Origin of the sequence: Marinitenerispora sediminis (genome assembly GCF_003336425.1) — a bacterium.
In the GTDB taxonomy this organism is placed as follows: Bacteria; Actinomycetota; Actinomycetes; order Streptosporangiales; family Streptosporangiaceae; genus Marinitenerispora; species Marinitenerispora sediminis.
Map to the genome: position 1 here is coordinate 1 of NZ_QEIO01000088.1, position 23,618 is coordinate 23,618.

Consider the following 23,618-nt stretch of genomic DNA (forward strand, 5'->3'; position numbering starts at 1 on the left):
CCCTCAACGCCGCGATCTGGCACAACTGGCTGATCGGAGCGCCGGTCAAACGCTCGCTCGTGGCTTACGACCATTGAGGAACCCCCATCAACGATCTAGGGCCGGCGCGGTTCCACGGGGAGGAGCTCTTCGGCTGGCCCGGCCGCGCGGCGCCGCCGGGTCCGCCGTCGGGCGGCGCAGAGGCAGGGACGTTGCCGCACCGTGCCTCGGGCTCCGGGCGTCGAGCACCGGGCCCGGCCGCACGGAAGGCGCACCACGTGGCGGCCCACCGCCCGTTCGCCGGGCGAGCCGGGCATCACCGTCCCGCGGCCGGACGGGGACAGCTGCCGGGAGGCCGCCCGGTCTTCGGCCGGGACATCCTCCGCACAGGCGCTCCGGCCCGCTACCGGCCGTCGTGCACCGGCCGGCCGACCACGGTCCCCGGCGGGACCGGACCGGCGTCGCCCGGCCCGCAGGCCGCATGGCGGCGCCGGAGCGGACGGGACCCCGCCTGCTCCGGGCCGCCTTCGCCACCCGCTAGGCGTCCACCCGCAGGTCGACGACCTTGCCGGTCTCGGCGGTGACCGGAAACTCCCCGGTGTACCCCTTCGAGGCCAGCACGCGCACGGTCCACGGCCCGTCGGCCGCGAAGAACCGGAAGGTGCCCTCCTCGCCGGTGGCGACCTCGCCGACGAAGTCACCGGAGGCGTTGAGCAACCGGGCGTAGGCGCCGCTCAGCGGCGCCCCGTCCCGCGACACCACGCCCTGGATGACCGCCTGGTCGCCGGCGTCCACGTCAGCGAGCGCGACGCCGCCCACCGGCGCGCCGCATCCGTTGCCGCTCACTTGGCCTCTCCCAACTCGACCGGCACGCCGACCAGCGAGCCGTACTCGGTCCACGATCCGTCGTAGTTCTTGACGTTGGGCAGGCCGAGCAGCTCGTGCAGCGCGAACCAGGTGTGCGACGAGCGCTCCCCGATCCGGCAGTAGGCGATGATGTCCTTGTCCAGGTCGACACCCGCCTCGGTGTAGAGCTCGCGCAGCTCCTCCTCGGACTTGAAGGTGCCGTCCTCGTTGGCGGTCTTGGCCCACGGGATGTTGCGCGCGGTCGGGATGTGGCCGGGACGCTGCGAGGTCTCCTGCGGCAGGTGCGCGGGGGCGAGCAGCTTGCCGACGAACTCGTCGGGCGAGCGCACGTCCACGAGGTCCTTCTTGCCGATGGCTGCCACGACCTCGTCGCGGAAGGCGCGGATCCCGGTGTCCTGGTCCTTCGCGGTGTACTGGGTCGCCGCGCGCTCCGGCGCCGCCTCCACCAGCTCGCGCGAGTCCAGCTCCCACTTCTTGCGGCCGCCGTCGAGGAGCTTGACGTCCTGGTGGCCGTACAGCTTGAAGTACCAGTAGGCGTAGGCCGCGAACCAGTTGTTGTTGCCGCCGTAGAGCACGACCGTGTCGTCGTTGGAGATGCCGCGCTCGGAGAGCAGCTTCTCGAAGCCCTCCTTGTCGATGAAGTCGCGCCGGACCGGGTCCTGGAGGTCCTTCTTCCAGTCGATCTTGATGGCGTTGCGGATGTGGCCCTTGTCGTAGGCCGAGGTGTCCTCGTCCACCTCGACCAGGACCACGTTCGCGTCATCCAGGTGAGCCTCCACCCAGTCGGCGTCCACGAGGACGTCGGAGCGGCTCATGGGGAACCTCCTTGATTCGATGTGCGTGTGCTGTCGTGCGTTGAGTCGAAGACCGGGCGCCGCGGGGTCTCGGGGTGCTCCGCTACGCGGCGCGGCCGGCCGGGAGCAGCCGGCGGACGCCGAGGTAGACCTCGCAGCCGAGGCAGAACCCGAAGGCCGCGTTGAGGAAGGCGGCGAGAAGCGCGGCGGCGGTCGCGGCGATGCCCAGCCAAGCGCCCACGAAGAGGTAGCCGGCCAGGCCGACCAGGCTGAACGCCAGTCCGACCGCCTGCGCGAACCGCGGCGGGGCGGCGTCCTCCAGCTCCCCTGGCGGCGCCAGCCGCGGCCGCACGAACCGGGCGTACAGCAGGCCGTAGGGCGAGTGCCGCACACCGGCGCCGGCACCGACCGCGAACACGACCGCCTGCAACGCCAGCAGCCATGGACTCGCGCTGACGAGCACGGCGGCGAGAACGACGGTGGTGATGGCAGCCGCGAAGCGCTGCCCTCTCGGATCGACCTTCATGGTGTGCTTCCCGGCTGCGTGTGGCCTACGTGGGGGTCGGACGGCGGCGGGAACGCTGGCGGTCGCTCCGGCCCGGCTCGGGCCGCGGGTCCGCGCTAGCCGCGGGAACGACAGCGCGCGGTGGTCACGCGGCAGAAGTCGACCGCGCGACGCTTCGTGAGGAGCGCGTCTGTCAGGAAGGTCACGCTGATGATGTTACGGGGTGGCGTACCCGATGTCACGGGTGCGCTGCTTCACAAGTCACACTCTCCCCACCAGGAGAGTAGGGAAACGGCGGGCCGGGCCCCGTCACTGGACGGCCCGGCCCAGCGCGGCGATGACGTCGGCCTTGCGCGGCTGCCCGCTGGCGCGGGTGCTGATCGCGCCGCGCGCGTCCAGGACGAGCACGGTGGGCGTACGCAGGATGCCGAGCCTGCGCACGAGGCCGAGATGCGACTCGGCGTCGATCTCGACGTGGGCCACCCCCGGCACCAGCGCGCCGGCCTCGGCCAGCACGCGGCGGGTGGCCCGGCAGGGCTGGCAGAAGGCGGTGGAGAACTGCAGCAGAGTGGCGCGCTCGCCCAGCGGCGCGCCGATGTCCTCTGCGGTCAGCCGCAGCCCCTCGGCGGCCTCGTCGGCCGCGCTCACCACGCCACGGCTCCGTGCCGCCCGGAACCGCCCGGAGCGGCGGCGCAGCACGAGGGCGAGCACGGTCCCCAGCACGAGTACGGCGGCCGCCGCCGCACCACCCGCCACCTGTTCCGGAGCCATGGGCGGCACACCCCCTCGTCCTCGTCCCGGGCCGGCACCACGGCGGGCCCGCCTACTGGGCGACTCCGGCGAGCGGCACGTCGGTGCCCTCGCCGGACAGTTCGACGCCGTTCGGCAGCGCCTCGACGCCGGTGACGCGGACGTCGAAGGGCAGCTGCGGCAGCTGGAGGGAGAAGGTGAGCCGCTCGGTGACCACGGCGCTGATGTCGATCTGCGACTCGCCGACCTGCACGTTGGTGGGGGTGACGTTGACGGTGTCGCCGTCGACGGCGACCTCGATGTCACTCTGCACCGGCACGCTGAAGCCGCTGACGGCCAGGTCGCCGGTGATGCGCGGCGCCCCGTTGTCGGTCTCGATGACGATGCCCTCCGGGAGCCGCTTCTGCAGCTCGCTGTAGGGCAGCATCACCCGGGCGTCCACGGAGCCCGCGGTGATGGAGGGGTTGGAGAGCAGCTCCCCGACGGGCGCCCGGACGTCGCGCAGCGTGGCGTCGACCCGCTCCAGCTGGACCTCGTTCACCGTGAGGGCCCCGGTGACGATGTGGACCTCGTCGTAGCTGCCGGCCGCGACCTGGGTGAGGAAGGGGAAGCCGCCGATGGTGACCTCGGGTTCGGTGGCCATCTCGTACTGCTGCGCGGCCCGGTTGGCGATCTCGCGCTCCAGCGCGTAGTGCAGGCCACGGTCCGCGGCGACCACCAGGACCAGCAGGAAGATCAGGAATACCAGCAATTTTCGCATCGGGGTTCCAGCACACTCCCGTTGAATCTGCCGGCCCTGCCGGCAGGGATACCTTGCGGACCGCGGCGGCACCGCCACTGCGCCGACCTCGTGTCGAGGCCCGAAACACCTAGGAAGCGTACTTCAAACCCGCGCTTTACCCGTTTTTCGGGCGGCTTTCTCAGCGAACTCTGAGAGAGGGGGCGGTGAACGGCTGGTCGGCCGGGGCCGCGGAGGTCATCCCTGCGTCAGCGCTGGGTCACCGCGGCATCAGCATCGTCGCCAGGTTGTCGGTGGCCGACGCCCCGGACAGCGACAGCTCGATCACGTTGGTCGCCACCACGTGCGGGGCGCGCCGCCGCGCGAAGGCGAGCACGTGCGGCTGCTGCTGGTGCTCCTCGTAGGCCAGCTGGTCGCGGTACATGGCGTAGACGATCCGCTGGGACGGCGCGCTCGGAACCGTGTGGCAGGCGAACAGCAGGGTGTCCGGCTCGTGCCGGCTGACCTCCTCCACCACCTCGTCCGCGCAGTCGTCGAACGCGTCCGCGTGCCCCTCGCCCAGCGTGTAGATGGTGATGATCCCGCACAGCCGCGAGGACCTCGCCGGGCCGCCGGCGCCCGCCCCGTAGTCGTCGAAGCCTTCCTGGCCCTCGTAGTCGTCGTAGTCCAGGCGGTCAGCCTTCCGGCGCTTGCGCCGCACGTCGTCCTCCTCCGCGTCATGGCGGTCGTCGTAGTCGTCGTCGGCCGGGCCGCTCCGGCCGCGGTCGTCGGCATCGCCGTCGGGGCCGTCCTCGGGTCCGCCGCGGCGCGCGCCGCGGCGCCGGCTCCGCCGCTCCCGCGGCGGGTCGGCGGCCCGGGAGGCGGCCACCCACAGGCAGGCCAGCGCACCCACCATCACGAGCTGGCCGAGGATGCCGAGCCCGAACCGGCTGACCAGCACCATCAGCAGCGCCGCGCCGCCGAGCAGCCCCACCACGACCAGCTCGTGCCGGGACAGCCGCGGGCGCTCGCCCATCCGCCGGGCGACCACGGCGAGGCAGGCGACGAGCGCGACCACCACGGCCACGTGCACGACCGCCAGCAGCGTCATCGGGATCACGTCGTAGTGGTCGCCGGCGGGCGGGTAGCCGTTGCCGTAGCGGCCGCGCAGCCGGTCCAGACCCAGCACGACCAGCGGGACGATGGTCAGGGTGGTGGCGACCAGCCGCGCGCCGAACCGCGCCCGCGGCGCGTGCACCGCGTACTCGACCGCGCCCCAGCCGATGAGCAGGGGACCGAAGAGGCCGACGCCGATCTGGAAGATCCGGAAGGTGACCCCGGAGAAGTCGAGGAGCGCGCCGGGGAAGGCGGCGCTCAGCGCGATCGCGACACCGATGCCGGACGCCACCCACGCCGCCATGTAGAGCCGCGGGTGGCGGTAATAGCGCGCGGTCAACGCCGCGGTGGCGCTCCAGGCCACCAACGCGACGACGAATGCCAGTCCTACCTCCACCATCCCGCTAATGATGCTGCACTTTCGCCCCACAACGCGCATCCGGCCGCGGACCGGGGGCGGCACCTCGCGGCGATCTCGCTGCACGTGGCACAGCTCGCGATCACGATGTGAGTTACCTCACGAGCCATCCTGTCACTGATCCGCCGCGCCTGGGCTGTCGCGGCGGGGACGTAGGCTCGGACCATGCGGGGCCATCTCCAACGTCGCGACGACGGCCGCGCCGCGCTCACGGGAGAGGCGGCCGCGGCCGCCGCCGAGCGGCGTGCCGACCCGAGTCCGGCGCCGGGGCCATCCGCCGCGTTCTTCGACGTCGACAACACCCTCATGCGCGGCGCGTCGATCTACCACTTCGCGCGCGGCCTGGCCGCCCGCGACCTGTTCACCACGCGGGACCTGGCGCGGTTCGCGTGGGCGCAGCTGGTGTTCCGGGTGACCGGCAGCGAGCAGCCCGAGCACATCAACGCCGCCCGGGAGTCGGCGCTGGCGTTCGTCGCCGGCCACAACGTCGCCGAGCTCATCTCGCTCTGCGAGGAGATCTACGACGAGACGATGGCGGACCGCATCTGGGAGGGCGCGCGGACGCTCGTGAACCGCCACCTGACGGCCGGCCAGCGCGTCTGGCTGGTCACCGCCACTCCGGTGGAGCTCGCCGACATCATCAAGCGCCGGCTCGGGCTGACCGGCGCCCTCGGCACCGTCGCGGAGTCGGTCGAGGGCGTCTACACCGGGCGGCTCGTCGGCGACCTGCTGCACGGCCCGGCGAAAGCGGAGGCCGTGCGGGCGCTCGCCGATCGCGAGGGCCTGGACCTCTCGGTCTGCACCGCCTACAGCGACTCCTACAACGACCTGCCGCTGCTGTCGATCGTCGGCCATCCCAACGCGGTCAACCCCGACGACGACCTGCATGCCTACGCCGAGACGCACGGATGGCCGGTGCACGAGTTCCGCCGGCACCGCAGGACCCTGCGGGTCGGCCTGCCGGCCGCGCTCCTGGGGGCGCTGGCGGGCGGGGTCGCGGTGGGCATGGCCCGTCGGCGCCGCCCCTGAGCCCCGCCCCGGCCGCGTGACCGGCGGCCCCGGCCCGGCGTGCGCCGGTCCGGCGCGTCAGTCCAGGAGTTCGCGGACCAGCGCCGCACTCCACCACCGCTCGACCAGGTCGGCGGACCAGCCCCGTTCGGCGGTCAGCGTGGTGTAGACGTCGATGTTGCACAGGGCCGCGTAGACGTCGACGGCGGTCCGCGCGTCCAGCCCGGCCCGCAGCACCCCGGCCGGCCAGGACGCGAACACCCGGTACCGGGTCTCGTCGCCGCGGGTGCGGCCGTCGCCGTAGGCGGACGCCAGTTCTGGCTCGGTCCGCCCCGCCTCACGCAGCAGCAGGATCACGTCTCCCGCACGCTCGAACAGCCGCCGGTCGTAGCCGGCCATCGCCGCGAGCTGGCGCCCGGGGTCCGCTCCGGGGGCCTCCAGCTCGGCGAGCATCCGCGGCGCGTCCGCCGACAGGTCGGCCGCGTCGGCGAGCGCGAGGGCCAGCCCGGCCTTGTTCCGGTACGCCGCGTAGACCGTCGGCGCGGAGACGCCCGCCTCCCGCGCCACGTCGCGCACGGTCGTCGCGGCCCACCCTCGGGAGACGAACAGCCGGCGCGCGGCGTGTGCGATGTCCGCCCTGGTCTGGCGGGCCTGCTCCTCGCGGCGCAGTGAGTCGTAGCGGCGCCGGCCGGACTCGGTGGCCACAGCTCCCCCTTTTCGCTTTACACTACTTATATTCAATAAAGGGTTGCTCAACGAAGGAGGTTGCCGCCATGCGGTTCTCCCAGGTCAGCGGTGTCGCCGCCGTCGGGTTCGCCGCCGCGATCGTCCTCGGCAACGTGCTCATGGTCCCGGCCGGCCTCCCGCACACGGGGGCGGATCCCGGCGAGGTCGCGGCGTTCTTCGGCGCGCACGGCGACGTCGTCGGCACCGGATCGGCGCTCACGCCCGCCGCCTGGGTGCTGGCCACCGTGTTCGGCGCGGGCGCGGTCGGCGCGCTGCGGCCCTCCGAGCGCGACCGGGGCGAGGCGTGGTCGCTGGTGGGGTTCGCCGGGCTGCTCCTGCAGAACGCCGCCTTCGCCGGGGTGGTCGCCCTGCGGCTCGCGCTCGCGCACGACAGCACGGCCGCCCCGGCGCTCTGGGCGCTGCACGACGCGCTGTTCACGTTGAACGGCACCTTCCTGGCGCTCGCGCTACTCGGCCTCTCCGTCGGCGGCCTGCGCGCCGGCCTCATCCACCCGTGGCACGGCGGCCTCGGGCTGCTGGCGGCCGCGCTGCTGCTCGCTTCGGCCACCCTCGCTCCCCTCGTCATCGAGCACGGCGCTCCGCTCGGGCTGCTCGGCCTGACGGGCTGGCTGCTGTGGGTCGTCTGGATCGTCGGGTACGGCATCGTCCTGATGCGCCTGGCTCCCGCTCCGCGGCCGCACGTCCCGGAGCCGGCCGGCTGACGCGCCGCTAGTCCCGGAAGGGATCGCCGCGTTCCACCACCAGCCGGTCGAGCGTGCGCTGGATCTCGCCGCGCACCTCGTCGCTGATCGCGCCGATGGCCGCCGGGTCGTCGGCAGCCTCGGCCGCGAGGTGGGCGGTGCCGACCGGGGTGCCGAACTCGATGATCCACCTCGTCGGCAGCGGCACCAGGCCGAGCGGGCCGAGCAGCGGGAAGGCCGGTGTGACCGGAAAGTAAGGTAGCCCCAGCAGCCGCGCGAGAGCGGGCAGCTCCCCCACCTTCGGGTAGATCTCCTCGGCGCCCACGATCGAGCAGGGCACGATGGGCGCACGGGTGCGCAGCGCCGTGGCGACGTAGCCGCCGCGCCCGAACCTCTGCAGGCGGTAGCGTTCGGCGAACGGCTTCCCGATGCCCTTGAACCCTTCCGGGAACACGCCCACGAGCTCCTCCCTGCGCAGCAGCCGCTCGGCGTCGTCCGGCGACGCCAGGGTGTGCCCGGCCCGGCGGGCCAGTCCGGAGAGCAGCGGGAGGTCGAGGACGAGGTCGGCGACCAGCATGCGCAGCCGGCGGCCGGCCGGGTGGTGGTCGCGCAGCGCCACCTGGAGCATGAGCGCGTCGAAGGGCAGCACCCCGGAGTGGTTGGCCACCAGCAGCGCGCGGCCGCTGCCGGGGACGTTGTCCAGCCCGCGCAGCTCGATCCGGAACCAGTGCTCGTAGAAGAGCCGCATGAGCGGCAGCAGCGCGTGGTCGGTCAGCTCGGGGTCGAACCCGAACTCGTCCACCCGCCGCTCGCCCTCCAGCCGGCGCCGGAAGAAGTCCAGGGGGTCGGCGACCCGGTCGGCACCGCCCGCCGGCGGAAGCGCGGGCCCATCGGTGTCAGGGCACGCGGGAGCGCGCGGTGCCGGATCCGGCGCCACGGGACCGGGCGGGGCTCCGCCGGTCAGCGGCCGACCGCCGCCCGCACGCGGTGGGTGACCCGCCCGAAGATGCGGGCCGACGCGGCGGTGGTGTAGGTGCTCTCCGCCACGAAGGCGTCGAACGCCTCCTGGGACGTGTAGGCCGGCGCCCAGTCCAGTTCGCGCCGCAGCTTGCTCGCGTCGAGCACGCGGCCGTAGCAGAGCGACCGCAACTGGTCGGGCGAGTAGTGCATGCCGGTCCGCCGGGTCAGGCCGCCCACCAGGCTGAGGCCGCGGGCGGGCACCGGCATCTCGGGCCGTCCGGCGCGCCGCAGGCACTGGGAGAGCGGCATCGCCCCCGGCGCGGCGACGTTGAAGACGCCGCGGGCAGCGCCGGACATGGCCATGCGCCGCACGACCTCGACCCCGTCGTCCTCGTGGATGAACTGCATGGTGGGGTCGTACCCCATCACGGTGGGGACGATCTTCAGACCGAAGTAGCTGGTCAGCGGGGTCTGCACCGACGGTCCGATGACGTTGGCGAACCGCAGCACCGCCACGGAGAGGTCCGGCCGCCGGCGCATCAGGCCGCCCACGTGCCGCTCTACCTCGGCAGCGTCCCTGGCGAACCCGGCCCGGGGGAACCGCGGGGCGTCCGGCGCCGACGCCTCCTCCGTGCACGGCTCCGGGTCGCCGGACGGCACACCGTAGATGGCGGCCGTCGAGCGGACGACGAGCCGCCGGACCGTACCGGAGCGCTGGCAGCCGGCGAGCACCTGCATGGCGCCGAGGACGTGGTTCTCCCGCGCGGCCCGGCGGCCGCCCGCGCGCGGCGGCGACGCGGCCAGACCCATGTGCAGCACCGTGTCGGCGCCGGATTCCTCGATCACCGCGGCGACGCCGGCGTCGCGCGGATCGGCACGCACGAACGCGGCCCCGCCCAGCGCGAACCGGGGGGCGACAGAGTCGACCCCGATCACGCGCTCGACGCCGGGGTCGGCCTCCAGGGCCGTCAGCACGCGGGCCCCGAGCTGGCGGGACACCCCCGTGACGAGTACGACCCGTCCTGTGCTGCCCATATCGACACGCCTCCTTGCGGCGGTTCCCGGAGGTGGGGCGGAGGGAGAGGCGATCTCCGCGTCGACCGCGGGCCGTGCCCGCGATGCCTCCGCGGAGAGACAGGGCCTACTTCTTGTTGCGGCGCGCGATGCGGGTCTTCTTGAGCAGCTTGCGGTGCTTCTTCTTGGCCATGCGCTTGCGGCGCTTCTTGATGACGGAACCCATGGGATCACCTCTCGCACGAACAAAGGAGACACGACGGCGCACACGCGTGCTGAGGACTCGTGTGGCCGTCGAGGAGTACGGCGGCGCGTCGCCAGGCGGCGCGCGGCACGACACCGGGAATACGCGTCCAGGGACGCGGCACCCAAGGAGCTAGCGTACCCTCTCGGGCAATCGGGCGGCGCAGGCATGCGGGCGGCGCGCGGGTCGGCGGTGCCCGCGGCGGCGGATCACGCCCCCGGGAGGGTGCGGCCGGCGGGGTACAGCTCGGCGGCCGGCTCGGCGTAGCCGACGCTGACCAGCCGGTTCTCCTCGAAGGTCAGCGTGGTGACGCTGGCGAGGTTGCACTGCCGGCGGTCCGGCCGGTGCCACAGCCGCTGCCCCTCGGCCGCCCGGCGCGCCATCCAGATCGGCAGCTGGTGGCTCACGCAGACGGCCTCGCGCCCCCACGCCTCCTTGCGCACGTTCTTGATGACCTCGACCATGCGGGCCACGATGGCGCTGTAGGGCTCGCCCCACGAGGGCTGGAACGGGTTGTACAGCCGGTGCCAGATACGCGGGTCACGGATCGAGCGGGACGAGAACGCCCTGCCCTGGAAGCTGTTGCCCGCCTCGATGAGCCGGTCGTCCAGGCGCACCGGCAGCCCGAACCGCTCGGACACGGGCTCAGCGGTCTCCTGCGCCCGCTCCAGCGGCGAGGAGTACAGCAGCGCGACGTCGCGGCCCGCGAACCAGGCCGCGGCCTGCACGGCCATCTCGTGCCCCCGTTCGCTGAGGTGGAATTCGGGCAGCCGCCCGTACAGGATCCCCTGGGGGTTGTGCACTTCGCCATGCCGCAGCAGGTGGACGACGGTGGTCGTGGACATCGTGCCGGACCGTTTCCCTTCACTTCGCGCTGTCGGTGCGGGACGCCGCTGACGAGGCGTTCGCCAACCGCGCCTCCTCAACCGTAGCGACCGCCGCGCGCATCGCGGCCACCACGGCCTGCACTGCCGGCCGCCGGCTCGCCTCGGCGCGCCACACCACGTACAGGTGCCGCATGAGCACCGGCCGCACGGGGACGGTGACGACGGCAGGCGGCAGGATGCCGCGGCCGAGCCGGGGGAGGATGGCGATGCCGAGGCCGGCGGCGACCAGGGCGAGCTGGGTCGGGTACTCGGCGGAGTAGTGCACGATCTCTGGTTCGACGCCGCTGCGGCGCAGGCTCTGGGTCAGCCACACCTGGCAGATGTCGCCGGGCGGCGCGCTGATCCACCGCTCCTCGGCCAGGGCGGCGAGCTCCAGCGAGGGCTCGCCGGCCAGCGGGTGCCCCTCCGGCAGCACGATCTCCGCCGGGTCGTCGACGAGCGGGGCCTTCTCCAGACCGTCCGGGATGGGCAGCGGCGAGTCCGCCCAGTCGTGGACGATCGCGAGGTCGTACTCCCCGCGCTGCACCTGCGGCAGCGCGACCTTCGGGTCGGCCTCGAAGAGGCGCGTGGTGAGCTGGGGGTGCCGCACCGCGACGTCGCTGAGCACACGGGGCATGATGCCGCGCGCGGCCGTGGGGAAGGCCGCGACGCTGAGCCGCCCCACGACGCTGCCGCGCTGCGCCTCAAGGTCGGCCTCGGCCTCGGCGACCTGGGCGAGGATGCGCTCGGCGTGCCGCACCAGCAGGTGGGCGGCGTCGGTCAGCCGGACACCCCGGCCGCTGCGCTCCAGCAGCCGCGACGCCGTCTCCCGTTCCAGCTTGGCGATCTGCTGCGAGACGGCCGAGGTGGTGATTCCCAGTACGTCGGCGGCGGCGCTCACCGAGCCGTACTCGGCGACGGCGTTCAGCGCCCGGAGCCGGTCGAGGTCCAACATGCTCCGAGTCTAAAGATCCACTTAACCGATTCCCAGCCCACCGTACAGCTGCTCTGCCCCGCCCGCCCTGGTGCGGGCGGGCGGAGCCGGGGGCCCGCCCGCTCCGCGGTCGCGGTCAGCCCGCCTCGGCGGCGGCGCGGGCAGCGCGCGGCAGCGCCGAGACCACCCGGTCCAGCGCGGCGTCGTCGTGCGCCGCGGAGAGGAACCACGCCTCGAAGGCGGCCGGCGGCAGGTACACGCCCTGGTCCAGCATCGCGTGGAAGAACGCCGCGAACCGGGCGGAGTCCTGCGCCCGGGCGCCGTCGAAGTCGACCACCTCGGCGTCGGTGAAGAAGACCGTGAACAGGCTGCCGCCGCGCTGCACGCGGTGCGGCACCCCCGCGGCACTCAGTTCGGCGCCGACCGCGTCGGCCACCTGCCCGGCGGCGCGGTCGATGTGCCGGTACACCTCCGGGGTGGCGTTGCGCAGTGTGGCCAGACCGGCCGCGGTGGCCAGCGGGTTGCCCGAGAGCGTGCCCGCCTGGTACACCGGGCCGGCCGGCGCGAGCTGGTCCATGAGGTCGGCCCGGCCGCCGAACGCCGCCGCCGGCAGCCCGCCGCCCATCACCTTTCCGAAGGTCATGAGGTCGGGCACGACGCCCTCCAGCCCGAACCACCCGGACCGGCTGACCCGGAACCCGGTCAGGACCTCGTCCAGCACGAGCAGCGCGCCGTGCCGGGCGGTGATCTCGCGCAGCCGGGCGTTGAAGCCGTCCCTGGGGGGCACCACTCCCATGTTCGCGGGGCACGCCTCGGCGATGACGCAGGCGATCTCCGCGCCCGACTCCGCGAACGCCCGCTCGACGGCCTCGATGTCGTTGTAGGGCAGCACGATGGTGTCGGCCGCACTGGCGCCGGTGACGCCGGGCGAGTCGGGGAGGCCGAAGGTCGCCACGCCGGACCCGGCGGCGGCCAGCAGCGCGTCGACGTGCCCGTGGTAGTTGCCGGCGAACTTGACGACCTTGCCGCGGCCGGTCGCGCCGCGTGCCAGCCGGATCGCCGACATGGTCGCCTCCGTCCCGGAGTTGACCAGGCGGACCTTCTGCACGGGGGTGCGCGCCGCGATCTCCTCGGCCAGCTCCACCTCGCCCGGGGTGGGCGCGCCGTAGGAGGTGCCGCCGGCCGCGGCCCCGACCAGCGCCTCCACCACGGCGGGGTGGGCGTGGCCGAGGATCAGCGGTCCCCACGAGCAGACGAGGTCGACGTAGCTGTTGCCGTCGGCGTCGGTCAGGTAGGGGCCCGATCCCGACACCATGAACGGCGGCGTCCCGCCCACCGCGCCGAAGGCCCGGACCGGGGAGTTCACCCCGCCGGGCACGACGGCGCCGGCTCGCTCGAACAGCTGCTGCGAAATCTGATGAGTACCCACGTGACCAGTGTGGCAGCCGCACCGCGGACGCGGCGCCCGGCCCGGTTCCGGCCGGTGCCCGGCGGATAGGTTGGCCCGCACACGCGGCCCCGCGCACGCGGCACGGGCGCCCCTTCAGGAGGAGACATGGCAGAGATGTCCGGGGAGTTCGCCACCGCCGACCTCGTCGACGCGCACGGTGACGCGCTGACGAGCTGCGAGACCCAGTTCCGGCAGTACGGCGGGCGCCGGCGCTTCCACGGGCGCGTCGCGACCGTTCGGTGCCACGAGGACAACGCCCTGGTGAAGGAGGTGCTCAGCGGCCCGGGCGCCGGCCGGGTGCTCGTGGTGGACGGCGGCGGCTCGCTGCGCACGGCCCTGGTGGGCGACGTCATCGCGGGAGCGGCGGCCGGCAACGGGTGGGCGGGCGTCGTCGTCTACGGCGCCGTCCGGGACGTCGCGGCGCTGGGCGGCCTCGACCTCGGCGTCAAGGCGCTCGGGTCGAACCCCCGCAAGTCGAGTAAGACCGGGGCGGGCGTCCGGGACGTGCCGGTGGTCTTCGGCAACGCGGTGTTCACACCCGGCGCGTGGCTGTACAGCGACGACGACGGGATCGTACTCGGCGACCGCCCGCTCGGGCCGGCCTGAACGGCCCTCCCGGCGGGGCGCCTGGCGCCGTCCGGCGGATCACGTGCCCCTCCCGTCGGGGCGCCGCCCGGTCATGGGGCGGGGGGAACCGCCGGGCGGGACACCGCGGGTCCGACGTGCGGCGGACCCGGTCAGCCCGTTTCCAGGGCGTCGGCGCGCCGCACCAGCTCGGCCGCGATGCCGTCCCAGTCCGGGCCGTGCGTCCACAGGCTCCCGGCGGCCTCCCGCAGCAGCGCCGGCTCCTCCGGCCGTTGCAGGAGCACCAGCCGGCAGGCCAGGTTCCGGAACCAGACCGGGAGGCGGCCGTCGACCACGTTCGGGCAGAGTTCGCGCAGCATGGCGAGGATCGAATCCGCGTTCCGCGAAGGTCAGCTCCTCGACGAGGTAGTGCTCCCGGTGTTCGAGCCCGCACTCGGGTGCGGGCCGGTACTCGTCTCCGTACAGGCAGCGGGCGTGCTCCGCCAGGGTGCTGTGCATGGCCGGGAGCCTGTGCCGGCGTGGTCAGACCTGGCGCGCCCGCGGGGCGAACTCCTCGCAGGCGTCGGCGAGGATGTCGAGGACCACGATCGGGTCGGGCAGGTCGACCGGCCTGGCGCCGTCGCGGGGGGCCCGGATCCACGCCGCCTGGTTGCCGGAGGGCAGCAGGGACGGCGGCGCGAGCACGTAGCTGTCCCGGCAGTGCCAGCGCAGTCCGGGCGTCTCGTCAATGCTCTCCGGAACGCAGTCCAGGCGGCACGACCACCACTCGTCCTCGTCGTCGGGGGCGCCCCGGGTGGCCACGAAGAACAGGTAGCGCTGCGCGTCGAGGACGGCGACGGGGCCGGCGGAGACGCCGGAGCGCCCCATCCGGGCCAGCGCCATGACGCCCGCGCCGGCCGGGACGTCGAACACGTCGAACACCCGGCCGGTGGGCAGGATGATGTTCGCCTCGGGGGTGGCGGCCCACCAGCGCGCCACCGTGTCGGGGTCAGTCGTCGCCTCTAGGCCCCACGCGGCCGACAGCGGATGCGCTCCCGGGGCCGGACAGCCCAGCCGGTCGCACAGGCACGCGCGCGGCCCGTACCGGTCCGGCTGGGCGCCCCGGCAGACCGGCCAGCCGAGCGCCGCGTACTCCTGCGCCGCGTCGAGCATGCTGCTCGGAGCCTGCCGGCGGCGTTTTCGCCTGCTCAACACGTCGGCCATGGTCGCCTCCTCCAGTCGGGTCGGTGATTCGTTGTCGGTCCGCGCCGGTCCCGGCTCACGGACCGAGGCCCGACCGGGAAGCGCTCTTCCCGGCTACCGCAGCAGCCGTGCGGCCTCGGTGGCCCAGTAGGTGAGGATCTGCTGGGCTCCCGCCCTCCGGAAGGAGGTGAGGGTCTCCATGATCGCGCGCTCCCGGTCCAGCCACCCGTTGCGCGCGGCCGCCTCGACCATGGCGTACTCGCCGCTGACCTGGTAGGCCGACACCGGGACCCGTACCGCCTCGGCGACCCGGACCACGATGTCGAGGTAGGCCAGTCCGGGCTTCACCATGACCATGTCGGCGCCCTCGGCGATGTCGAGTTCGACCTCGCGCAGCGCCTCTCTGGCGTTGGCCGGGTCCTGCTGGTAGCCGGTCCGGTCGCCGAACCGGGGCGCTCCCTCGGCGGCCTCGCGGAACGGCCCGTAGAACGCGGACGCGTACTTCGCCGCGTAGGCGAGGATGGGGATCTCCGTGTATCCGGCCTCGTCCAGCCCGGCGCGGATCGCCGCCACCTGGCCGTCCATCATCCCGCTCGGCGCCACCACGTGCACGCCGGCCGCCGCCTGGGCCACGGCGATGGCGGCGTAGCGCTCCAGCGTGGCGTCGTTGTCGACCGCGCCGCTGGGCGTGAGCAGGCCGCAGTGCCCGTGCGAGGTGTACTCGTCCAGGCACAGGTCCGCCATGACGACGATCTCGTCGCCGAGGTCGGCGGACAGGTCCCGCAGCGCCTGCTGCACGATGCCGGCCGGGTCGTCGGCCGCCGAGCCGCGCTCGTCCTTGAACTCCGGCACGCCGAACAGCATGAGGCCGCCGACGCCCGCCTCCACCGCCTCGTGCGCCGCCTTGCGCAGGCTCTCGCGCGTGTGCTGCACGACTCCCGGCATCGAGGAGACCGGCCGCGGGGCGTCGATGCCCTCCTTGACGAACAGCGGCAGGATCAGGTCCTCGGGGCGGACCCGGGTCTCGGCCACGAGCCGCCGCAGCGCGGGCGTGCGGCGCAGCCGGCGCGGGCGGGCCACGGGGAATCGCGCGGTCATGACGGGTTCTCTTCCTGGTCGTCCGGTCCGGCCGCCGCGGGGCGGCCGGACCGGGTTGTGCGGCGGAGCGGCGCGGCGTCCCGGCCGGGGCGCCGCGCGCGCGGTGCGGCGGGTGCTCGGGCCGGGGCGCGCCGGCCGCGTCGCACCGGGCTCGCGTCTCGTTCGATGGTCCCGTACCCACGATCGCCGCGAGGGCGACAGCAGCTGCGGAGATCTTCCGCGGGCACCGCCTAGACGGTCTTGCGGCGCCGGCCGCGCCGCTTCTGGCTCGGCCGCAGCACCGGCTTGCCCGCCTCGACGGCCGCCGCCCGCTGAGCCGCACCGTACTCCGAAAGTGCCGCCGCGAGGGCGGAAACCGAAGTTCTGGGGGCGACGACGTCGACGCGCAGCCCGAATTCCTCGGCGGTTTTGGCGGTCTCAGGGCCGATCACCGCGATCACGGTCGTGGAGTGCGGCTTGCCGGCGATCCCGACGAGGTTGCGGACCGTCGAGGAGGATGTGAAGAGCACGGCGTCGAACCCGCCGCCCTTGATGGCCTCGCGGATCGGGGCCGGCGGCGGCGCGGCCCGCACGGTGCGGTAGGCCGTGACGTCGTCCACCTCCCAGCCCAGGTCGGCCACGCCGGCGGCGAGCGTCTCGGTGGCGATGTCGGCACGCGGCAGCAGCACGCGCTCGATCGGGTCGATCTCGGCGTCGTAGGGCGGCCACACCTCCACCAGGCCGGCGCCGGACTGCCGGTCCTCCGGCGGGGTGAGGTCGGGCTGGATCCCGAACTCGCGCAGCGCGGCGGCGGTCTGCTCGCCCACGGCCGCGACCTTCACCCCGGCGAACGCCCGCGCGTCCAGCCCGTACTCCTCGAACCGCTCCCGGATGGCCTTCACCGCGTTCACGGAAGTGAACGCGACCCACTGGTAGCGGCCGGTGACCAGGCCGCGCACCGCGCGCTCCATCTGCTGCGGCGTGCGCGGCGGCTCCACCGAGATGGTCGGCACCTCCTCGGGCACCGCGCCGTAGCCGCGCAGCTGCTCCGACAGGCTGGCGGCCTGCTCCTTGGTGCGCGGCACCAGCACCCGCCAGCCGAACAGCGGCCGGGTCTCGAACCACGACCGCCGCGGCTGCTCGCGCACCCCCTCGCCGACGACGAGCAGGGCCGGCGTGGTGACGTTGTAGCCCTTGGCGTCGGCGGCCTTGAGGTCGGCCGCCAGCCGGGACAGCGTCGAGACGACCGTGGTCTGCTCGGTGGTGCTGCCCATGCGGGTGACCGCGACCGGGGTGTCGTCCGGGCGGCCGCCGGCGATGAGCGACTTGCAGATCCGGTCGAACCCCGGGCCGCCGCGCCGGGGGTCGCCGTCCTCGGCGAGGTCGGGGAACATGACGACCAGCGTCGCGTCGCCCTCGGCGAGCCGGTCCCAGTCGGGCTCGGGGTCCTTGGCATTGACCACGCGCAGCTCCCCGACTCCCGGTGGAAGCAGCGGCACGCCCGCGTAGGCGGGCACCGCGGAGATCGAGGAGAGCCCGGGCACGACCTCGTACTCGACGCCGGCGGAGCGGCAGGCATCGGCCAGTTCGGCGCCGCGGCAGCCAAGCAGCGGATCGCCGCTGTACATCCGCACCACGCGGTGGCCGTCGCGGGCGTAGGCGAGCGCCAAGGCGTCGGCGTCGCCCCCGCACTCCGCGGGGTCGACGACCGTGATCCCGGGGCGGCAGTGCCGCAGCATCCCGGCGCGGTGCTTGGCGAGTTCGGGGCCGGGCTCGCGGACGGTGAAGACGACGTCGGCCCGGGCGAGCAGCGCGGCCGCCCGCAGCGTCAGAAGCTCCGCGTCGCCCGGTCCGGCCCCCAGCAGGGCCATGTGACCGACGGCGGGCGCGGTCGGGGTGTCGGGCCGCGGCTCGCGGTTCTCACTCTGCGGGTTCACTTACTCTCGCTCCTCTTCCTGCCGGCGTCCCGTTCTCGGCGCGGGATGGGACTCCGGCGGTCGATCTCAGACCTCCGCGGCGGCGGCCACGATCCGGTCGGCCCCGCGCGCGATCATCTCGCGGGCCAGTTCGCGTCCCAGCCCCCCGGCCGCCTCGACGGCCGCGGCGGTGGAGTCGGGCAGGTCCACGGCACGTTCGCCGCGTACCGCGGTGCTCCCGTCGGTCGCGACGACGGCGGCGCGCAGCCGCAGCCGGCCGTCGCGGCACTCGGCGTGCGCACCGACCGGCGCGGCGCAGCCGGCCTCCAGCTTGGACAGCACGGTGCGCTCCGCGGTGACCGCCACCCGCGTCCGCGGGTGGTCGACGGCCGCGAGGTAGCGCAGCGCGCCGTCGGCGTCGGCGGCGCGGCACTCCACGGCGAGTGCGCCCTGGCCGGGCGCGGGCAGCACCTGATCGGGCTCGAACACGTCGGTGACGTCGTCCAGCCGGCCGATGCGGGAGAGGCCGGCGTAGGCGAGCACCACCGCGTCCAGCTCACCGGCGGCCACCTTGCCCAGGCGGGTCTCGGCGTTGCCGCGGATGGGCACGAAGTGGAGGTCGGGGCGGAGCGCGGCGAGCTGCGCGACGCGGCGCGGCGATCCGGTGCCGATCCGGGCGCCCTCCGGGAGGTCGGCGAACTTCAGGCCGTCGCGGGCGCACAGGGCGTCGCGCGGATCGTCGCGCTCGGGGACCGCCGCGAGGGCGAGGCCCTCGGCGGGCGCGGTCGGCAGGTCCTTGAGGGAGTGCACGGCGAACTCGATCCGGCCGGCGGTGAGTTCGTCGCGCAGGGCGTTGACGAAGACCCCGGTGCCGCCGAGCTGGGTGAGGTGGGCCCTGGTGACGTCACCGAAGCTGGTGATGAGGACGAGTTCGATCGGGACACCGGTGCGCGCGGTGATGCTGTCAGCCACCGCGCGCGACTGCGTGGTGGCCATGGTGCTGCGCCGGGTGCCGAGCCGGGCCGCTGCGGAGCTCACGGTCAGCCCTCCTCTGCGGTCGCGGGGTCGATGAGGGTGACCGCGTCCGGCTTGTGCGGGTCCAGGTCGAACAGCTCGCGCAGCGCGGCCTCGTAGGAGCCCCCGTTCGGCGCGGAGGCGAGCTGCTTCACCCGGACGGTGGGCTGGTGCAGCAGCTTGTCCACGACGCGCCGCACCGCGTGGTCGATCTCGCCGCGCGCCCGGTCGTCGAGGTCGGGCAGCCGCCCGTGCAACCGGGACAGCTCGGTGTCGACGACCGTCTGGGCCTTGCTGCGCAGCGCCACCACCGTGGGCGCCACGAGTTCGGCGCGCCGCACGGCCTGGTACCCGGCGACCTCCTCCTCCACGATCTCGCGGACGGCGGAGATGTCCGCGGCGGTGCCGGCGACGTCACCGGTTCCCTCCGCGGTGGCCTGGCGCAGGTCCTCGATGTCGACCAGCACGGCTCCGGGGAGGTCGCGCACGCCCGGGTCGACGTCGCGCGGCAGCGCGAGGTCCAGCAGGACGAGCGGCCGCCCGCCGCGGCGCGCGACCGCCGCGGCCACGTCGTCGCGGGTCAGCACCAGGCCCTGGGCGCCGGTGCAGGAGATGACGAGGTCGGCGCCGGCCAGCTCGTCGGCGGCGCGGTCGAAGGCGGCAGCGCGGCTGCGCAGCGGCTCGTAGGCCTCGGTGAGGCACTCGGCGAGCCGCGCGGCGCGCTCGAAGGTGCGGTTGGCGACGACGACGGAGCTGGCGCCCTGCCGGGCGACCGTGTTGGCCGACAGCGCGCTCATCGAGCCGGCGCCGAGCACCAGCACACGCTGCCCGGCGAGGGCCTGCGGCCGCGGGAGCGCCGCGGCGACGCCATCGGCGCCGCCCGCCCCTGCGGGAACGTGCGGGCATGCGGCGTCGGCCTCGGCCGGGGCGGCCGGTCGGGCGGCGGCGGCCGGCAGGTGGCGGCCGGCGACCAGCAGGCCGAGGCTGACCATGTCGGCGCCGGCGTGGTCGAGGTGGGTCTCGGTGTGCGCGCGCTTGCCGACGCGCAGGGCGCGCTGGCCGAGGTCGTTGAGCACCCGGCCGAGCGTCCCGCTCTGCTGCGCCTCCTTGAGGGCGGCGCGCACCTGGCCGAGGATCTGGCCCTCGCCGACGACCATGGAGTCCAGCCCGCACGCCACGGAGAACAGGTGCTGGACCGCACGCTCCTCGTAGTGGACGTACAGGTGGCGGGTCAGCTCGGCGAGCGCCACCCCGGTGTGCCAGGACAGGAGTTCGGAGAGGGCGGCCACCCCGGGGTGGAACTTGTCGACGTCGGCGTAGATCTCCACGCGGTTGCACGTGGCGACCATCATGACCTCGTTGACAGCGTCGGCCCCGGCCATCTCCGACATGGCCTTGAGGCGCGCCTCGCCGCTCAACGCGACGCGCTCCAACAGCGCCACGGGCGAGCTGCGGTGGCTCAGCCCAACGGCGAGGACACTCATCTGCACTCCAAAGCAGGCGTCACTGCGACGCTTCGAACGACGGGCGGACATCCGGTGCGGACGCGGCGCCGGCTGGTGGTCATGTCACGCCTCCAGAGCCCCGATCCATCCCGGCCCCTCGTGGCCGTCGGCCTTCCGCTGCTCGTGGAAGGCCAGAATCTGAAGCTCGATGGACAAATCGACCTTACGCACATCCACACCGTCCGGCACACTCAGGACCACCGGCGCGAAGTTCAGCACGCTGGTGACCCCCGCGCTCACGAAGCGGTCGCACACCCCCTGGGCGGCGGCCGCCGGGGTCGCGATGACCCCTATGGAGACCTTCTCCACCGAGACAACGTCTTCCAGAGTGTCAATATGCCGCACCGAGAGCCCGGCGACCTCGTCTCCGACCACGGCCGGATCGGCGTCGAACAGCGCCGCGATCCGGAACCCGCGGGTGCCGAACCCCCCGTAGTTGGCCAGGGCCCGCCCGAGGTTGCCGGCGCCCACGATGGCCACCGACCAGTCCTGGGTGAGACCAAGCTCACGGGAGATCTGGTAGATCAGGTACTCGACGTCGTACCCGACACCGCGCGTCCCATACGACCCGAGATGCGACAGGTCCTTGCGGAGTTTCGCGGAGTTGACCCCGGCGATCGAGGCGAGCTCCCCGGAGGAGACGGTCGGCGTACCCCGTTCGGTGAGGGACTGCAGCGCGCGCAGGTATACCGGGAGCCTCGCGACTGTCGCCTCGGGGATTCCCCTCTCCCGGGGCCGTGGGGTACGGCGGGTCACAGGCGTGCGCTCCTGGGCAGCGGTCGGCAGCGCGGACGGTGGACGCACCGCGCGCCGGCCCGCTCGCGGGGGAGCGGGCCGCGGGCGCTTCGAGACCACGGCCGCATGGATTTTGGCCCTAGATTACGCCCTTGTGAATGCGCGCACAAAGTGGGGGGCGCATCCAGTGACCGGCCCGCTCACCGGCGGCGACGCGGCCGGGGGGCGGATCAGGACAGCGCCGCCCGCAGCCGCTTCTCGCTCACCCGCCAGAAGTCGTGCCGCGCGCCGTCGACGAACGTCACCGGGATCTTGTCCCAGTACTCCTCGCGCTCCTCGGCAGAGGCCTGCGTGATGTCGCGCACCTCGTAGCCGACCCCGAGTTCGCCGGCCACCCGCTCGATGACCTCCAGGGCCTCCTCGCACAGATGACAGCCGGGTTTCCCGAGCATCATGATCCTGCGGCCGGGTTCACCGGACACCGTGCCTCCCCTTCCGCCGCACCGCGGCCGTATTGCGGCGTATTCACCGTTTCACCGTGAAACCTCCGCGGGCACGGCCGTGCCGCGCCGCCGCCCGCCGGCTCATCCTCCCGCGAAGGGCGGCAGCACCTCGATGCTCCCCCCCTCGCTCAGCGGGACGTCCGCGTGCGCCCGCCGGCCCACCGGACGCTCGTCGACCAGGAACGACGAGCGGCGCAGCACCGCCAGCAGCCGCTCGTTGCCGCGGTGCCGCTCCCGCACGCCGTCCAGGGCCTCGGCGAGGCTGGCCGCCGTGTACGGCTCCTCCGCCACTCCCGCGGCCTCTTTGGCCGCCGCCCAGTACCGAATGGTTCCGCTCACCATCGATTGATTATCCTTGGATTTCTCGGAGGCAAATTCAGATGATTCTCACCGGGGGCAATGGCGCTTCCGAACCAACCGCTTCAGCCGCTATCGCGGGGTGACGGGAAGAGACGCATGAGCCACCTGCTGCTACTGACGAACTCCAACGAACCGTCCGACCACGTCCTACCCGCGCTGGGTCTGCTGCTGCACACGGTACGGGTCGCGCCCGCCGAGGCGAGCGCGCTGCTCGCCTCCGGCGCCGAGCGGGGGGGCGGAGCGGTGGACGCCGTGCTGGTGGACGCCCGCACCGACCTCGCGGCCGTGCGCAACTTCTGCCGGCTGCTCAGCACCACGGGCCTGGACTGCCCGCTGATCCCCATTCTGACCGAGGGCGGTGTCGCGGCGCTCACCTCGGACTGGCAGGTCACCGACTTCGTCCTCACCTCCGCCGGCCCGGCCGAGGTCGAGGCGCGGCTGCGGCTGGCCATCGGCCAGGCCGAGAGCGCGAGCGACGACCCCGACGAGATCCGGCGCGGCGACCTCACCATCGACGAGGCCACCTACATCGCGCGGCTGCGCGGCCGGATCCTGGACCTGACGTTCAAGGAGTTCGAGCTGCTGAAGTTCCTGGCGCAGCACCCCGGCCGGGTGTTCACGCGAGCGCAGCTGCTCCAGGAGGTCTGGGGCTACGACTACTTCGGCGGCACCCGCACCATCGACGTGCATGTGCGGCGGCTGCGCGCCAAGCTCGGCGCCGAGTACGAGTCGCTGATCGGCACCGTGCGCAACGTCGGCTACCGCTTCGTCCCGGACCCGGCGTCGAAGGCGGCCAGCGAGGACGCCGCCCGGCCGGCGGCCGACGAGCAGCGGCGGCCGGCCCCGCAGCGCCCGGTTCCCAGCCGCTGACCCGAGTGCGGGGCCCGGGACCGCCCGGGCCCCGGCCGGCGGCACGGCGGGGACCGGCAGCCGTCACCGCGGTTTCGCCCCGGGGTCTCGTGTTCACGGAGCGGAGCGCCTAGGATGCTGCACCAGCCGGCCTTGCGCGGTCGCCCCCGGCGGGGGCGGCCCGCTCGCCGGCCGCACCGACGGCGCGCGGCGGAACCGGCCGCCCGGTACGCGCGGTCGAGACGTCCGGCCGACCCGAGCAAGCAGACCCGCGAGACTGCCGCTGAGGAGGACTGCGCCATGGCGAGCGGCGCGAGTGGCCGACCGTTCGGATTCCCCGTGCGCGCCGTCGCCGCACTGCCGCTGGGCGCGGCGTTCGCCGGCTCCGCGCTGGTCGCTCTGGCCCCCGTGGCCACCGCCGCCGACGCGCCCGCCGCGGTGCTGTCCACCGAGGCCGAGACGGTGCGGCCCGGTGACGAACTCACCGTGACGCTGACGGTGACCACCCCGGACGACCAGCCCGTCTGCGCGACCGGAACGCTGCACGGCGCGCCCGGTTTCGGCACCGCGCCCCTGGAGGCCGAGGTGACCGGCGCGGCACCGGCGAGCGTGGCGGTCACCGGCACCGCGGAGCGGCCGGGCGCGCTGGAGTTCACCGCCGTGGTGGCCTACGGCGAACTGCGGGCCGACGGCACGTGCGCCGAGCCCGCCGAGCGGATCGAGCCGGAGCCGCTCACCGTGACGGTCGAGCCGGAACCGAGCCCCGACCCCACGCCCAGCCCGACGGTCTCCCCGACCACCGATCCCACGCCCACGGCGGAACCGACCCGCGAGCCCTCCCC

The 23,618-nt window shown here is 74.0% G+C and carries 26 protein-coding genes and 1 pseudogene; 5 read left to right on the plus strand and 22 right to left on the minus strand.

Annotation, left to right across the window (positions count from 1 at the left end; genetic code table 11):
• Nucleotides 1-516 precede the first annotated feature (516 nt).
• From DEF28_RS16905 to DEF28_RS16930, 6 genes are all read right to left on the minus strand, one after another.
• Complete coding sequence (locus DEF28_RS16905; RefSeq protein ID WP_114398327.1) at nt 517-825, minus strand: DUF1416 domain-containing protein; 309 nt, start codon at nt 823-825, stop codon at nt 517-519.
• Entirely contained in the window at nt 822-1,661 is an 840-nt protein-coding gene (locus tag DEF28_RS16910; protein ID WP_114398326.1) for a sulfurtransferase, read from the minus strand. Before DEF28_RS16910 ends, DEF28_RS16905 begins: the two co-directional genes overlap by 4 nt.
• Before the next feature lie 82 nt (nt 1,662-1,743).
• The gene (locus DEF28_RS16915; RefSeq protein ID WP_114398325.1) at nt 1,744-2,166 is read right to left on the minus strand and encodes a DUF4395 domain-containing protein; all 423 of its coding nucleotides are present in this window, start codon (nt 2,164-2,166) and stop codon (nt 1,744-1,746) included.
• Between the two features lie 288 nt (nt 2,167-2,454).
• A complete protein-coding gene (locus DEF28_RS16920) occupies nt 2,455-2,916 on the minus strand; it encodes a TlpA family protein disulfide reductase (protein ID WP_114398324.1) in 462 nt (153 codons plus the stop codon).
• 52 nt (nt 2,917-2,968) lie between these two features.
• On the minus strand, nt 2,969-3,655 hold the full coding sequence (locus tag DEF28_RS16925; RefSeq protein ID WP_114398323.1) for an LmeA family phospholipid-binding protein: 687 nt from the start codon (nt 3,653-3,655) through the stop codon (nt 2,969-2,971).
• Nucleotides 3,656-3,893: 238 nt separating this feature from the next.
• Nucleotides 3,894-5,129 (minus strand): putative quinol monooxygenase, encoded by a 1,236-nt coding sequence (locus tag DEF28_RS16930; protein ID WP_114398322.1) that lies wholly within the window; start codon nt 5,127-5,129, stop codon nt 3,894-3,896.
• Between the two features lie 183 nt (nt 5,130-5,312).
• Here DEF28_RS16930 and DEF28_RS16935 point away from each other — a divergent pair, with 183 nt between their 5' ends.
• Nucleotides 5,313-6,176 (plus strand): HAD family hydrolase, encoded by an 864-nt coding sequence (locus DEF28_RS16935; protein WP_114398321.1) that lies wholly within the window; start codon nt 5,313-5,315, stop codon nt 6,174-6,176.
• A gap of 57 nt (nt 6,177-6,233) precedes the next feature.
• Here the strand turns inward: DEF28_RS16935 and DEF28_RS16940 are convergent, their stop codons facing one another.
• The gene (locus tag DEF28_RS16940) at nt 6,234-6,860 is read right to left on the minus strand and encodes a TetR/AcrR family transcriptional regulator (RefSeq protein ID WP_114398320.1); all 627 of its coding nucleotides are present in this window, start codon (nt 6,858-6,860) and stop codon (nt 6,234-6,236) included.
• Nucleotides 6,861-6,928: 68 nt separating this feature from the next.
• Between DEF28_RS16940 and DEF28_RS16945 the strand changes: the two genes are divergently transcribed.
• Nucleotides 6,929-7,603 carry a hypothetical protein gene (locus DEF28_RS16945; RefSeq protein WP_199493346.1) on the plus strand — a complete coding sequence of 225 codons (675 nt, stop codon included), beginning with the start codon at nt 6,929-6,931 and terminating at the stop codon, nt 7,601-7,603.
• A gap of 7 nt (nt 7,604-7,610) precedes the next feature.
• On the opposite strand, the gene DEF28_RS16950 is transcribed toward DEF28_RS16945, so the two are convergent.
• The 6 genes from DEF28_RS16950 to hemL form a co-directional block, all read right to left on the minus strand.
• Entirely contained in the window at nt 7,611-8,519 is a 909-nt protein-coding gene (locus DEF28_RS16950; protein WP_199493349.1) for a lysophospholipid acyltransferase family protein, read from the minus strand.
• 23 nt (nt 8,520-8,542) lie between these two features.
• Nucleotides 8,543-9,577 (minus strand): NAD-dependent epimerase/dehydratase family protein, encoded by a 1,035-nt coding sequence (locus DEF28_RS16955; RefSeq protein WP_199493351.1) that lies wholly within the window; start codon nt 9,575-9,577, stop codon nt 8,543-8,545.
• 106 nt (nt 9,578-9,683) lie between these two features.
• Nucleotides 9,684-9,782, minus strand: coding sequence for a 30S ribosomal protein bS22 (locus DEF28_RS16960; protein WP_078760640.1), 99 nt, complete (start codon nt 9,780-9,782; stop codon nt 9,684-9,686).
• 227 nt (nt 9,783-10,009) lie between these two features.
• A complete protein-coding gene (locus tag DEF28_RS16965; RefSeq protein WP_114398319.1) occupies nt 10,010-10,645 on the minus strand; it encodes a histidine phosphatase family protein in 636 nt (211 codons plus the stop codon).
• 19 nt (nt 10,646-10,664) lie between these two features.
• Nucleotides 10,665-11,621: a LysR family transcriptional regulator gene (locus DEF28_RS16970; RefSeq protein WP_114398318.1), complete on the minus strand. Its 957-nt coding sequence runs from the start codon at nt 11,619-11,621 to the stop codon at nt 10,665-10,667.
• Nucleotides 11,622-11,736: 115 nt separating this feature from the next.
• Entirely contained in the window at nt 11,737-13,029 is a 1,293-nt protein-coding gene (gene hemL / locus DEF28_RS16975) for a glutamate-1-semialdehyde 2,1-aminomutase (RefSeq protein WP_114398317.1), read from the minus strand.
• 135 nt (nt 13,030-13,164) lie between these two features.
• Between hemL and rraA the strand changes: the two genes are divergently transcribed.
• Nucleotides 13,165-13,656, plus strand: a complete 492-nt coding sequence (gene rraA, locus DEF28_RS16980) for a ribonuclease E activity regulator RraA (protein ID WP_114398316.1) — start codon at nt 13,165-13,167, stop codon at nt 13,654-13,656.
• Nucleotides 13,657-13,787: 131 nt separating this feature from the next.
• Here rraA and DEF28_RS28490 read toward each other — a convergent pair whose 3' ends face one another.
• The 9 genes from DEF28_RS28490 to DEF28_RS17025 form a co-directional block, all read right to left on the minus strand.
• Nucleotides 13,788-13,994: a hypothetical protein gene (locus DEF28_RS28490; protein WP_233515361.1), complete on the minus strand. Its 207-nt coding sequence runs from the start codon at nt 13,992-13,994 to the stop codon at nt 13,788-13,790.
• A gap of 163 nt (nt 13,995-14,157) precedes the next feature.
• Nucleotides 14,158-14,838 carry a bifunctional DNA primase/polymerase gene (locus tag DEF28_RS16990; protein WP_114398315.1) on the minus strand — a complete coding sequence of 227 codons (681 nt, stop codon included), beginning with the start codon at nt 14,836-14,838 and terminating at the stop codon, nt 14,158-14,160.
• A gap of 93 nt (nt 14,839-14,931) precedes the next feature.
• Nucleotides 14,932-15,915 carry a porphobilinogen synthase gene (gene hemB / locus DEF28_RS16995; RefSeq protein WP_114398314.1) on the minus strand — a complete coding sequence of 328 codons (984 nt, stop codon included), beginning with the start codon at nt 15,913-15,915 and terminating at the stop codon, nt 14,932-14,934.
• A gap of 230 nt (nt 15,916-16,145) precedes the next feature.
• Nucleotides 16,146-17,765, minus strand: coding sequence for a bifunctional uroporphyrinogen-III C-methyltransferase/uroporphyrinogen-III synthase (locus DEF28_RS17000; protein ID WP_114398329.1), 1,620 nt, complete (start codon nt 17,763-17,765; stop codon nt 16,146-16,148).
• Between the two features lie 132 nt (nt 17,766-17,897).
• Nucleotides 17,898-18,848: a hydroxymethylbilane synthase gene (gene hemC / locus DEF28_RS17005; RefSeq protein WP_114398313.1), complete on the minus strand. Its 951-nt coding sequence runs from the start codon at nt 18,846-18,848 to the stop codon at nt 17,898-17,900.
• A 2-nt stretch (nt 18,849-18,850) separates the two neighbouring features.
• On the minus strand, nt 18,851-20,308 hold the full coding sequence (locus tag DEF28_RS17010; RefSeq protein WP_114398312.1) for a glutamyl-tRNA reductase: 1,458 nt from the start codon (nt 20,306-20,308) through the stop codon (nt 18,851-18,853).
• 84 nt (nt 20,309-20,392) lie between these two features.
• Nucleotides 20,393-21,085 (minus strand): redox-sensing transcriptional repressor Rex, encoded by a 693-nt coding sequence (locus DEF28_RS17015; RefSeq protein WP_114398311.1) that lies wholly within the window; start codon nt 21,083-21,085, stop codon nt 20,393-20,395.
• A 209-nt stretch (nt 21,086-21,294) separates the two neighbouring features.
• Nucleotides 21,295-21,519, minus strand: a complete 225-nt coding sequence (locus DEF28_RS17020) for a glutaredoxin family protein (protein ID WP_114398328.1) — start codon at nt 21,517-21,519, stop codon at nt 21,295-21,297.
• Nucleotides 21,520-21,648: 129 nt separating this feature from the next.
• Nucleotides 21,649-21,909: a MoaD/ThiS family protein gene (locus DEF28_RS17025; RefSeq protein ID WP_114398310.1), complete on the minus strand. Its 261-nt coding sequence runs from the start codon at nt 21,907-21,909 to the stop codon at nt 21,649-21,651.
• A gap of 114 nt (nt 21,910-22,023) precedes the next feature.
• Between DEF28_RS17025 and DEF28_RS17030 the strand changes: the two genes are divergently transcribed.
• Both DEF28_RS17030 and DEF28_RS17035 read left to right on the plus strand, forming a co-directional pair.
• Entirely contained in the window at nt 22,024-22,797 is a 774-nt protein-coding gene (locus DEF28_RS17030; RefSeq protein WP_114398309.1) for a winged helix-turn-helix transcriptional regulator, read from the plus strand.
• A gap of 279 nt (nt 22,798-23,076) precedes the next feature.
• Nucleotides 23,077-23,618 (plus strand): annotated as a pseudogene (locus tag DEF28_RS17035) (hypothetical protein); the annotation flags it as partial.